This is a genomic window from Arthrobacter sp. Ld5 (genome assembly GCF_051172775.1).
GTDB lineage: Bacteria > Actinomycetota > Actinomycetes > Actinomycetales > Micrococcaceae > Arthrobacter_D.
On record NZ_JBPKBO010000003.1, the window covers coordinates 121348 to 133200 of the forward strand.

The 11853-nt window shown below is 68.5% G+C and carries 11 protein-coding genes; 5 read left to right on the top strand and 6 right to left on the bottom strand.

Annotated features, from left to right (window positions below):
• Nucleotides 1–42: 42 nt before the first annotated feature.
• From ACSGDB_RS01865 to ACSGDB_RS01880, 4 genes are all read right to left on the bottom strand, one after another.
• Nucleotides 43–1341: an ABC transporter substrate-binding protein gene (locus ACSGDB_RS01865; RefSeq protein ID WP_434992396.1), complete on the bottom strand. Its 1299-nt coding sequence runs from the start codon at nucleotides 1339–1341 to the stop codon at nucleotides 43–45.
• A gap of 111 nt (nucleotides 1342–1452) precedes the next feature.
• On the bottom strand, nucleotides 1453–2469 hold the full coding sequence (locus tag ACSGDB_RS01870; RefSeq protein ID WP_434992398.1) for a LacI family DNA-binding transcriptional regulator: 1017 nt from the start codon (nucleotides 2467–2469) through the stop codon (nucleotides 1453–1455).
• A 208-nt stretch (nucleotides 2470–2677) separates the two neighbouring features.
• The gene (locus tag ACSGDB_RS01875) at nucleotides 2678–4606 is read right to left on the bottom strand and encodes an MFS transporter (protein ID WP_434992575.1); all 1929 of its coding nucleotides are present in this window, start codon (nucleotides 4604–4606) and stop codon (nucleotides 2678–2680) included.
• 86 nt (nucleotides 4607–4692) lie between these two features.
• A complete protein-coding gene (locus ACSGDB_RS01880; protein ID WP_434992399.1) occupies nucleotides 4693–5241 on the bottom strand; it encodes a MarR family winged helix-turn-helix transcriptional regulator in 549 nt (182 codons plus the stop codon).
• A 249-nt stretch (nucleotides 5242–5490) separates the two neighbouring features.
• Here ACSGDB_RS01880 and ACSGDB_RS01885 point away from each other — a divergent pair, with 249 nt between their 5' ends.
• The 4 genes from ACSGDB_RS01885 (at nucleotide 5491) to ACSGDB_RS01900 (ending at nucleotide 9355) form a co-directional block, all read left to right on the top strand.
• Nucleotides 5491–7908, top strand: a complete 2418-nt coding sequence (locus tag ACSGDB_RS01885) for an FdhF/YdeP family oxidoreductase (RefSeq protein ID WP_434992400.1) — start codon at nucleotides 5491–5493, stop codon at nucleotides 7906–7908.
• Between the two features lie 197 nt (nucleotides 7909–8105).
• The gene (locus ACSGDB_RS01890) at nucleotides 8106–8492 is read left to right on the top strand and encodes a PLDc N-terminal domain-containing protein (RefSeq protein ID WP_434992402.1); all 387 of its coding nucleotides are present in this window, start codon (nucleotides 8106–8108) and stop codon (nucleotides 8490–8492) included.
• Nucleotides 8493–8560: 68 nt separating this feature from the next.
• Complete coding sequence (locus tag ACSGDB_RS01895; protein WP_434992403.1) at nucleotides 8561–9025, top strand: DUF6325 family protein; 465 nt, start codon at nucleotides 8561–8563, stop codon at nucleotides 9023–9025.
• Nucleotides 9026–9037: 12 nt separating this feature from the next.
• Nucleotides 9038–9355 (top strand): SHOCT domain-containing protein, encoded by a 318-nt coding sequence (locus ACSGDB_RS01900; protein WP_434992404.1) that lies wholly within the window; start codon nucleotides 9038–9040, stop codon nucleotides 9353–9355.
• 108 nt (nucleotides 9356–9463) lie between these two features.
• Here ACSGDB_RS01900 and ACSGDB_RS01905 read toward each other — a convergent pair whose 3' ends face one another.
• Complete coding sequence (locus ACSGDB_RS01905; protein WP_434992405.1) at nucleotides 9464–9979, bottom strand: hypothetical protein; 516 nt, start codon at nucleotides 9977–9979, stop codon at nucleotides 9464–9466.
• A gap of 179 nt (nucleotides 9980–10158) precedes the next feature.
• Here ACSGDB_RS01905 and ACSGDB_RS01910 point away from each other — a divergent pair, with 179 nt between their 5' ends.
• Nucleotides 10159–11505: an MFS transporter gene (locus ACSGDB_RS01910; protein WP_434992406.1), complete on the top strand. Its 1347-nt coding sequence runs from the start codon at nucleotides 10159–10161 to the stop codon at nucleotides 11503–11505.
• A 6-nt stretch (nucleotides 11506–11511) separates the two neighbouring features.
• On the opposite strand, the gene ACSGDB_RS01915 is transcribed toward ACSGDB_RS01910, so the two are convergent.
• The gene (locus ACSGDB_RS01915) at nucleotides 11512–11826 is read right to left on the bottom strand and encodes a DUF6457 domain-containing protein (RefSeq protein WP_434992408.1); all 315 of its coding nucleotides are present in this window, start codon (nucleotides 11824–11826) and stop codon (nucleotides 11512–11514) included.
• Nucleotides 11827–11853 lie beyond the last annotated feature (27 nt).

An 11853-nucleotide genomic window follows, 5' to 3' on the forward strand; every position in this document is an offset into this window, starting at 1 on the left:
GCGTGCACCTTCCAGGGCAGGGATGATCGGGGTGATGGGCTGTCAGCCGGTGATGTCGTCGACGCCGCTCTGGTACTGCTCGCCGATCCGGTCCTGGAACTCCTCCGGCGTCTTCGTCCCGTTCATCAATTCCTGGAGGCCGGCGTTCAGCTCGTCGTAGAACGTGGGCGTGGGCCAGTCGGGGTAGAACGCGATGCCGTCCTTGTCCGTCAGTTCGTTGAAGTTCGCGATGAGTTCCGAGCTCTTCTCGTCGGTGATGTCCGCCGGATCCGCGGCTACCGGGACACCACCGTTGTTCCCGATCAGGTTCTGGATCTCGGGGCGCATCGTGATGTCGATGAACTTGTAGGCGAGCTCCTTGTTGGCGGCCTTCTCGGGTACGGCCCACATGTTGCCCGCCGAGCCCGGCGCGAGCTCCGCCTCGGGGAAGAGGAACGTACCCCATTCGAAGCCGGTGGCCTCGGTGGTGAAGCGGTTGTGCCACCAGCTGCCCGAGAAGAAGATCGGGTTGGTGCCGCTGATGAAGGCGGTACCGGCGTCCTCAGCGGTCGAACCCGTGGCGTTGGCCGAGATGTAGCCCTTGTCGGTCCAGTCCTTGACGGTCTCCGTGGCGAACGAGACTTCCTCGCCCTGCCAGTCCACCGGGTTCTTGTACAGCTGGTAATCCTCGACCCAGTCGCGGTCGGCCTGGGTGAGAGCGAGCTGATACCACAGCTGGCCGAGCGGGTACTCGGCTGCCGACTGCGCCAACGGGGTGATGCCCTTGTCGGTGAACGCCTGCATGACGTCCTCGAACTCGTCGAGCGTCGTGGGCACCTCGACGCCGGCTTCGGCGAACATGTCCTTGTTGTAGTAGACCTCGACGAACTCGCCGTAGTTCGGGACACCGAACCAGCTGCCCGAGCCCATGATGCCCCGCTCGTCGTACTTCGCCGTGGTCTGCAGCGACGGGGCCAGCTTGTCGTCCCACCCGTACTGGTCCACGGCCTCGTCGAGGTTGGTCAACAAGCCCTGGCTGGACAGCAGCCCTGCCGTCGCGTTGCCCTTGTTGTACTCGAGGAGATCGGGGGCCTCGTCCGAGTTCAGCACCTGACTGGCTGTGGAGCGAATCTGCTCGAAGCTGCGCTCCTCGAACTCGACGGTCGCGCCCGTCTCCTCCTCGAAGACCTCGATGGCCTCGGTCCAGGCGATGCCCATGGCACTCGTCCCGCTCTCGAAGTGCCAGAGCTTCAGCGTGTCACCCTCGCCGCCCGAGCCGGCGTCGGGCGAGGAGCCCGAGCATCCCGACAGCGCGACCGCGGCTGCCAGGGCTGCCCCCAGAATCAGTCTGTTCTTTCTCATGCCTACTCCTTCGTAGTGGTGGCGACCGCTGTACGGTCGGTTGTCGAAACGTTTCGATTGCGGGGTGCGGGATGTTTGGATGTCGAGGTGGTCAGAAAGGGGGGCTCGGCCCTACGGGACCGGCCGAGGTGCCGCGACCGAACCGTGGTCACGGTAGACGGGAGCGATGAGCTCCACACACGGTTCGACCCTGCCGTCGAGCTGCCGAACGGCGAGTTCGACCGCACGGGTGCATGAGTCGGCCGGGATCAACGGGATGACGTCGAGCGGCGGCGTGAAGGAGGACGTGTCGAAGGTGGGCACCCCTGCGATCACGGAAAGATCCTGCGGAATGGACAATCCGCGTTCCGCGACGGCCTCGAGGAGCGCCCGGTGGACACCCTCCTCCGCGTGGACCACGATCCCGGTGGGTGCCGACTCGACGTCAAGTAGCCCGGACAGCGCATCACGGACCGCCGGAGCACCCGTCTCGGCCATCGAGAACCGGGCCTCGACCCCGCGCTCGGCCGCCCTGCGCAGGAATCCGTCGCGGAAGCGGGTCGGGAAGTTCGAGCCACGCTCGTACACCGCCTCCGGGTGGCCCAGCAGCGCCAGGGACGGGTGCCCGGCATCCACCAACCGGTCGACGGCCAGGGCCGCGGCGGCCTCGAAATCGAGGTCCACACACACCAGTCCATCGGCGTCTCCCGGTACGCCGATGAGTGCCGCCGGGATCCCGAGTGACCGCACCAGATCCGCCCGCTCGTCATTGATGGAGACGTCCAGGACGATGATTCCATCCACGAGCCTGCTCGTGGAGACGCGCCGAAGCCCGGAGATGGCTTCGTCCTCCGTCAACAGGAGCACGTCGTAGTCGTATTTCCTCGCGGCGGTGGCCACGGCGAGGACGAAGGCCATGTGCGCCGGCGCGTAGGTGTCACTGCGCAGCGGGGCCGTGAGCGCGAAGATCCGGGTCCTCGTCCCTGCCAGCATCCTGCCGGCGGCGTTCGGCATGTAGTCGAGGTCGCGCACCGCCCTGTCGATCCGGAGCCTGGTCTTCTCGCCGATCGGACGCTTGCCGCTCAGGGCGTAGGAGACGGTGCTGATGGACACTCCGGCGACGCGGGCAACGTCGTGGATGTTGGCCATGCCGCCTCCCGTGTTCACTCGGATGTGGTCGACGGAGCGTGAGCGCCGTCGTGCCCATCTAAACGTTTCGATGAGCAGTGAAAAGTACGCTACGTCACATCGGCTGCCGGGACAAGGGGTTTGTTGGGCGCAGGAACAAAAATCCGGGCGCCGGTCCGCCGAGCGCCGACCGCCGCTGACGCCCTCCTCCCCTGGCGCCCGGCCGGAGCTACCGGCCGGCGCCCGCCCGGTCCTCCAGATCGGTGTCCAGTGTGTCGAGCTCGGTGGGCGCGGAGAGCTCGGCCCGCACCGTGCGTTCTGTCTGCTCGGACTGTGCGGACAACGCGCCCAGCTCCCTCGCTGCACGGCCGACATCGGCCCTGCGGATCTCCACCGGACCGGCACTGTGCCGGCCGTGGGACGGCTGGACGGCGACGACGTCGGACTCGTCCGCCGCGGACTGCGCCGGCGCACCCGCCGGCTCCGTCCCGGACGGGGAACCCGACGGCACACCGGCGGACTGGACACCGGACGAAGAACCCGACGGCGCTTCGGCAGACCCGGCACCCACCGGCGAACCCGCCTGCGCACCGGCGACCGACGGCGTCGTCCCGGTGGCCGCGGGTGACATGGACGCTGCCGGGCCAGCCGGCGCCGCCTGGGCGAAATCGACCGTCCGGCGCAACGGGGTCTCCCGGATGAACAGAACACAGACGAGTCCGACGACGGCGATGACCGCGGTGATGAGGAAGATCAGCGCCGTACTGTCGCCGTAGGCCGCCCTGACGATCTCGGCGATCGGCGCGGGGAGGTCGACGAGGTCGAGCGAACCGCCCGCTGCACCGCCACTGACGGGGATGCCCGCAGCGGCAAGACCCTCGGTGGTCCTGTTCTCCACCTGCGTCCCGAGGATGGCACCCAGGACAGCGACACCGGCGGCCCCGCCCATGGAGCGGAAGAAGGCGACGGACGCACTGGCTGTGCCGATGTCCTTCACGGCCACGGTGTTTTGGACCGCGAGGACGAGGTTCTGGAGCAGGAGTCCGAGGCCCAGCCCGAACACGAAGGTGTAGACGCCCACGACCCACAGCTCGGTCAGGTGGTCGATGGTGCCGGCGAGACCGAGCCCCACGATGAGGAAGAGGGAACCGGCGATCAGGAACCGCTTCCACTTGCCGAACCGGGTCACGAGCAGCCCGGCACCGATCGAGCCGAGGAGGTTGCCGGCGATCATGGGCATGGTGAGCAGGCCGGCCTCGGTGGGCGTCGCGCCGCGTGCCACCTGGTAGTACTGGCCGAGGTAGCTCGAGCTGGCGAACATGGCGATGCCGACCGTGATCGAGGCGATGATGGCCAGCGCCGTGGTGCGCTGGGAGATGATCGCCAGCGGGATGATCGGCTCGGCCACCTTCGACTCCACCACGAGGAGGAGTGCGAGCAGGACGACGCTGCCGCCGACCATGAGGGCGCTCTCACGGGAGAACCACTCGTAGTAGCCCTCCTTCCCCGCGAAGGAGACCCAGATGAGGATGAGGCTGACACCCGCGGTCAGCAGGATGGATCCGAGCCAGTCGATGCTGGCTTTCCGGCGCGTGTCGGGGAGTTTGAGGGTGATCTGCAGCAGCACCAGGGCGATGATCGCGAGCGGCACGCACACGAAGAACGTCCACCGCCAGCCGAGGGGCGAGTCCACGATGAAGCCGCCGAGGAGCGGCCCACCGGCCGTCGCGACGGCCATGACGCCACCCATATAGCCGGAATACCGTCCGCGCTCACGCGGGGCGATGATGGTGCCGATGATCGCCTGCGCCAGCGCGGTCAGGCCTCCCATGGCGACACCCTGGACGACCCGGGCCGCGAGGAGCAGGGGGATGGTCTGGGCGAACCCTGCCAGGACCGAGCCGGCCACGAAGATCACGATGCTGAGTTGCACCAGGACCTTCTTGTCGAACAGGTCGGCGAACTTGCCCCAGATGGGCGTGGTCGCGGCATTGGCCAGCAGCGCGGCCGTGATGACCCACGCGAAGTCCGTCTGCGACCCGTCGAGGTCGCTCATGATGGTGGGGAGGGCGTTCGCGACGATCGTGCTGCTGAGGATCGCCGTGAAGAGACCCGCGAGCAGGCCGGTGAGGGCCTGAAGGATCTGCTTGTGGCTCATGGGCTCGCCGGCCCCGTGGTGCGACGACGGCGCCGGGCGCCGCCCGGATGCCTCGGCTGCCGTCGTGTCGGTGGGAGTACTGACCATCAGCGGTCTTCCTTACTGATCTCGGACGCAGGGTCCAGGTGGGAACGGCCGTCATCGCCCGTGCTGTGAGATGCGCTCGACGGCGCAGGGGTCGTTCCGTCCACCTGCGGTCCCGCGGACCGCAGGGCCGTGGTGAGGTGCTGCACTGAGAGCGACGCCGCTTCGGCCTCGTGCTCCGTCCAGTCGGACAGGATCTCCCGCAGGGTCTCGGCCCGGCGCTCGTAGGTCTCGGCGAGACAGGCCCGACCCTGCGGCGACAGCGAGAGCAGGCACGCCCGACCGTCCAGCGGATCCGGGCTGCGGACCACGAAGCCGAACTGCTCGAGATCGGCGAGCTGCCTGCTCAGGGCGGACGGACCGATCCCGAGCCGGGCCGCAAGGGTGGACGCGCGCAGCGGACCGCCCTCGCCGATGAAGAAGAGGACGCCGGTGTGCGCCGGACCCAGCTCCGAGAACTTCATGCTCGCGGCAGTGACCGCCCGTAGCGCACGCTGCAGGTCGAAGATGTTGTGCACCAGTTCTGCAGCGGTGGACTGCCCTACGGACATGGAGGCTCCCGGCTCATATACTTCGTTGCTCTAAGTAACCGTACTCTTATCATTTTGTTAGGTCAACTAACTAGACCAGCCCGCGCGGTCACCCGGCGCAGAAACCCGTCCTCCCGAGTCAAACCGGGCCGCCCGGGTCGGTGGAGGCTTGCGGCTGCACCCCGTCTCCTGCTAGGCCTGAGGTATCAGGGCGGGTAGACCACCTGTCGAGGAGTGCCCCCACCCGGGCCGCGAAGGAGGACGTCCGCGATGACGCGAAGTGAACCCCGTGTGAACGAAATCGACGAGAAGGACATCGAGGTCTCGAAGGGTCCCAAGGACTGGGCTGCGGGCATCCCCGGCGTCTACAACTCCATGAAGCCGGCCATCGAGCACATGGGCCTCAAGCGCACCCTGCAGACCGTCCTCAAGATGAACCACAAGGACGGCTTCGACTGCCCGAGCTGCGCCTGGCCCGACCCCGGCAAGCGCAAGACCTTCGAGTTCTGCGAGAACGGCGCCAAGGCCGTCACGTGGGAAGCGGCACCCGTGGTGATCTCCTCGGACTTCTGGGCCGAGAACTCGATCACCGATCTCCGCGAGCGCTCCGAGTACTGGCTGGGCATGCAGGGACGGCTCGTGGAGCCCGTGTACAAGCCGGCCGGCGAGGACCACTACCGGCCCGTGAGCTGGGACGAGGCCTTCGAGATCGTCGGCAACAAGCTCAAGAGCCTCGACGCCCCGGACGACGCCGCCTTCTACACGAGCGGCCGCACGTCGAACGAGGCCGCGTTCCTCTACCAGCTCTTCGTCCGCGGCTTCGGCACCAACAATCTCCCCGACTGCTCCAACATGTGCCACGAGTCCTCCGGCTGGGCGATGGGCCAGACCATCGGCATCGGCAAGGCCACGGTCACGTTCGACGACTACGCCGACGCGGACCTCATCATCGTGATGGGCCAGAACCCGGGTACGAACCACCCGCGCATGCTCACCGAGCTGGAGGCCTGCAAGGAGACGGGCGGCCAGATCGTCGCCGTGAATCCGCTGCCCGAAGCGGGACTGAAGCGTTACAAGAACCCGCAGAAGGTCAAGGGGGTCGCGGGCAAGGGCACGGAGATCGCCGACCAGTTCCTCCAGGTCCGGCTCGGCGGCGACATGGCCCTGCTGCAGGCCGTGTCCAAGCGCGTGTTCGAGGCCGAGGCGAAGAACCCCGGCACCGTCCTGGACCACGCCTTCCTCGAAGAGCACTGCGAGGGCCTCGACGAGCTCCGCGACTACCTCATGAAGCTCGACGACGCCACCGTCGTCGAGGCGACGGGCCTCCGGATCGAGGAGATCGACGAGCTCGCCGCCCGCTACCTCGCCGCCGACAAGGTGATCATCACCTGGGCGATGGGTATCACGCAGCAGAAGAAGGGCGTCGCCACGATCAAGGAGATCATCAATCTCCTGCTGCTCCGCGGCAACATCGGCAAGCGCGGTGCCGGAGCCTCCCCCATCCGCGGCCACAGCAATGTCCAGGGCGACCGCACCATGGGCATCTGGGAGCAGATGCCCGAGACGTTCATGGACGCTCTCGGCAAGGAGTTCGGCTTCGAACCGCCCCGCGAGCACGGGGTCGACGTCGTGGAGTCCATCCGACGCATGCGCGACGGACAGGTCAAGGTGCTCGTGGCGCTCGGCGGCAACCTCGTCTCGGCGACCTCCGACACGCAGGTCGCCGAGAAGGCCTTCCAGAACACCGACATGACGGTGCAGATCTCCATCAAGCTCAACCGCTCCCACCTGATCACCGGCAAGGAGGCGCTCATCCTCCCCTGCAAGGGCCGCACGGAGATCGACCGCCAGGCCACGGGTGAGCAGTTCGTCTCCGTCGAGGACACGGTCTGCGCCGTGCACCCCTCCTGGGGCAGCGTCGAACCCGTCTCCGACAACCTGCTCTCCGAGCCCGCGATCATCAGCCGTCTCGCCCGGGCCACGATCGACGGCAAGATCAACGCGGACTGGGAGGGCTTCGAGAAGAACTACGACCTCATCCGTAAGCACATCGCCAACGTGGTCGAAGGCTGTGAGGACTACAACCAGAAGATCCGCCGGGAGGGCGGCTTCGTCATGGCGAACGGCCCGCGTGACTCACGGACGTTCAACACGCCCACGGGCAAGGCCGTCCTCACCGTCAACGACCTCGAGTACCTCGAGCGTCCGGAGGGAACGCTGATCCTCCAGTCGCTGCGCTCCCACGACCAGTGGAACACCACCATTTACGGCCACAACGACCGCTACCGCGGCATCAAGAAGGGCCGGCACGTGGTGTTCATCAACCCGGAGGACATCACCGAGCTGGGCCTGGAGGACGGCCAGAACGTGGACATCCACGGCGTGTACGACGACGGCGTGCAGCGCGTGCTCCGCGCCTTCCGCGTCGTCTCCTACCCGACGGCGCGCGGCTGCGCTGCCGCGTACTACCCGGAGGCCAACGTCCTGGTCCCGCTCGACGAGGTCGCCGAGGGCAGCAACACGCCGCGGTCGAAGCAGATCATCGTCCGCTTCGAGAAGAGCACCCATACGGCTCCGACGTCCCACGACCACGTCGCCACGGTGCAGACCCGCGACGCCGAACCGGACGGCTTCCCGACCAACGGCACGGCGACACCCGTCAAGAAGGCAGAGGCGGCGAACGCCTGACCGCAACGGCACACCGAGCACCACGAGAAGACCCCCGGTCCCGGCCGGGGGTCTTCTCGTGTCAGCAGCAGGAGTAGTGGGACCATCGGCCCTGTCCGGCGCCCTACCCGACCTCTAGCCTGATGCCTACGTGCGATGGAGCCCCTCGGGCACCCCCGCACCGAGATTCCCATCGGGTGAGGCAAAGGAGATCGGTCATGGACGTTCTTGAAGGTATCTGGGATTTCATCTGGTTCTTCTTCTGGACCTTCGCGTTCGTCGCATACCTGATGGTCCTCTTCTCGATCATCGGCGACCTGTTCCGCGACCGCGAGCTGGGCGGCTTCGCGAAAGCGGTCTGGCTGATCTTCCTCATCTTCCTGCCCTTCATCACCGCGCTCGTGTACGTGATCGCCCGCGGCAGGGGCATGAGCGAACGCCAGATGAAGTCGATCGAACGCCAGCAGGAGTACGAGGCGCAGCGCATCCGGTCCATCGCCGGCGCCAGCTCCGCCGACGAGATCAGCAAGGCGGCGTCCCTCTACGAGAGCGGCTCGATCACGGCGGATGAATACGCCTCGCTCAAGGAGAAGGCACTCCACTGACGGATCGCCGCACTCCTCGCCCGAGTGACGGGCACCCCGTTCCCCACCGACCCCAGGAAGGACCCGCAGTGACCACCACGGAAGCCCCGGCACTGGACAGCGACGAAGCGATCGTCGCCCCGATCGACTTCGTCCTGCTCGAATTCTCGGCCGACCGCCTCACCGGCGACGCCGCCCCCGCCCTGATGGACCTCGTGGATCGGGGGGTGATCCGGCTCTTCGACCTCCTGATCATCCGCAAGGCGGAGGACGGGACGGTCGACGTCGTCGAGTTCTCCGACCCTCTTTCCGAGAGAGGCGGATTCTCGACCTTCGCCGGGGCATCGTCCGGGATTCTCGACCAGGACGACATCCGCCAGGCGACGGACGCCATGACGCCCGGCACGGTGGCAGCGCTCATCGTCTACGAGAACACGTGGGCCGCACGGTTCGTGGCCGCGGTCCGTGCCAGTGGCGGCGAGCTGGTCGCCAGTGCCCGCATCCCGGCCACAGACATCATCGAGGCGCTCGATGCGCTCGACGACACCGATTGAGGAGATCGAGACATGCCAGGTCTACTACGCGGGGTAGCCCGCACCGCCGTCGTCGCCGGCACCGCCACCGCCGTGAGCGGACGCGTGCAGCGCCGGCAGGCCGCCAAGTTCGCCGACCGTGACGCCCAGACCGCGGCCGACCGCAACCGGGCGTACGAGCAGGAAAGACAAGAGGAACCAGCCTCGACGCACGCCGACGAACCACCCGCCGCCGCAGCCGAGCCGCAGCCGGACCTGGTCACCCGGCTCAGGGAACTCGCGTCGCTGAAGGAGGACGGGATCCTCACCGAGGAGGAGTTCGCCGCCCAGAAGGCCAAGCTCCTCGCCTGACGGCGCCGGGACGGATCATCCGGACGACGGTAGCTCCCGCAGCCGGATGGTCGTGCCGTGGTCGACCGGGGCACCATCGTCCCCTCGAGGGGACGATGACCACCGTCGTCAGTGGATGATCGCCTTGAGTACGATCATGGCCACGCCGAAGAGCGCCGTCGTGAAGGCGCCGAGGAGGCGTACCGGCAGCGTCGCGCCCCGCCTCAGGAAAGCCACGTATCCCAGCACCGCGAGGACGGCGACCCCGGCCCAGAGGGCGAACCACATCGCATTCCCGTCGTCGATGGCGCGGCTCGCTCCCAGCAGGAGGATGGCGGCGGGGGCCGCCGCCCCGATGAGCAGGCCCGACGACCGCCGGACCGCCGCCCGGAGCGCCGTCCGCACGTCGGTGAGGTGGCGACGACCGGCATGCAGATGGGCGAGCGTCCCCGCGTAGACGTGCGCCGACCAGAACACCAGCACCGTGCCGACCACGGTCCAGAACACCGCCCAGCTGCTGTCGCCATGCATTCCGGCGGTGACGATCATGCCCGCCACGAGGATCAGCCCGTAGACGGCCTCCTCCGACACGAATCCGGGTCCGGCATCCGACAGGTCCGCGTCGGCCGTTTCTGGCTCAGTCATGGCCGAAGGATACGCCACGCCCCCCTGCCTGGATCCAGCCTTCCGGCACTGGCGCACGGCGGTGGACCGTCGTCGTCAGCGGGCTCCGTGCGGGTGGATCACCCCCGACGGTCGATCGCGACGCTCCCTGCGGCGTCGCTGCCCGCACCCTGCAGTGGCGCGGATAGACTGCACCGGTCGTGACGACCAGGGGAGGAGACGCCGTGGAGGAGAAGCCGGCCACGCCGCAGGCCGAGCAGCAGATCGGGCACCCGGTGGGGCCAGCGGCCGTGCCACCGATCGAGCAGCAGATCCACCAGCGCCGTGTCCTCCGTGTCCTCGTGTCCGCGCAGGTCCTCGGCGGGCTCGGAGCCGGGGCCACGCTCTCCCTCGGCGCACTGCTCGCGGCGGAGACGTCCGGGTCGAGCGCCTGGTCCGGGATGGCCGCCACGATGGCCACCCTGGGCGCAGCCGCAGCGGCCGTGCCCCTCGCATCGCTCGCCCAGCGCCGGGGACGCCGGGTCTCCCTCGCCACGGGCGCCGTCGTGTCCGGCGTCGGCGCACTGCTGGCGATCGCCGCGGCGTCGCTCTCCGCGTTCGGGCTGCTGATCCTCGCCCTGATGCTGTTGGGCGTCGGGTCCGCCACAGGACTCCAAGCCCGCTTCGCCGCCACCGACCTCGCCACCGAGGGCACGCGCGGCCGGAGCCTCGCCCTCGTGGTGTGGTCGACCACGATCGGCGCCGTGCTCGGGCCGAATCTCTTCGAACCCGGCGCGGCGGTCGCGCTGGTGCTGGGCATCCCGCCGCTCAGCGGCGGCTTCGTCTTCTCCGCTGCGGCGCAGGTCGGTGCGGCGGCGGTCTACGCCCTGGGGCTGCGGCCTGACCCGCTCCTGACGGCGGTCGCCCGGCAGGCGGCCGCCCGGCCCGCCGACAGCGCGCCGCCGGAGCACCGGAACGGACTGCGCATCCTGGCCGACAACGCGACGGCGCGCTTCGCGGTGGCAACGATCGCGGTGAGTCACGCCGCGATGGTCTCGCTCATGTCGATGACTCCGGTGCACCTCCACGACCACGGCGCCGGGCTGTCCGTCGTCGGCCTGACGATCAGCCTGCACGTGGCCGGCATGTACGCCCTGTCGCCGGTGTTCGGCTGGATCGCGGACCGCTTCGGGAAGACTCGGGGCATCCTGTGCGGGCAGGTCCTCCTGGTCCTGGCCCTCGTCGTGGCATGGCGCGGATCGGAGTCCGAGGGGTGGGTGACCACGAGCCTGGTGCTGCTCGGCCTGGGCTGGTCGGCCTGTGTGGTGTCGGCGTCGACGCTCCTCACCGGCGCGGTGGGAGCCGCGGAGCGGGCGCCCGTCCAGGGCACGTCCGACCTCGTGATGAACGGTGCGGGCGCCGTGGGCGGGGCACTCGCGGGCCCCGCCCTCGTGCTGCTCGGCTATGCGGGACTGGGTCTGGCCGCCGCGGTGCTCGTCACCGTCGTCGTCGCCTGGACCGTCGCCCGCCTCGCATCCACGCGGCGCGAGGAGCCCGCGCCGGTGTGACGGGCCCTACTGGGCCGTGCCCGTCCAGCCCTCTTGCTCCCGGGTCTGCTCGTCCTTCTCGATGACGGTCAGCACGGTCTTCGCGGCCTTCTCGATGGCGGCGTCCGTCTCCGCCCGCCCGTTCGTGGTGACCGTGCCCGCGGCGTAGCCGACCATGAAGGCACTGATCACGCCGGCATCCGCCGTCAGCAACTGCGAGGTGCGGTCGGCGAGCTCCACGATCCGGGCGTGATCCAGCTCGAGGTCGAGGACCTGCAGGGCCTGGCCGAGCGTGCGGCTCCAGTCGTTGAGAGTGCGCTCTGCGTCGTCGGGCGTTGCCATGGTGTCTCCTCGGGTCGGTGCGGCTGC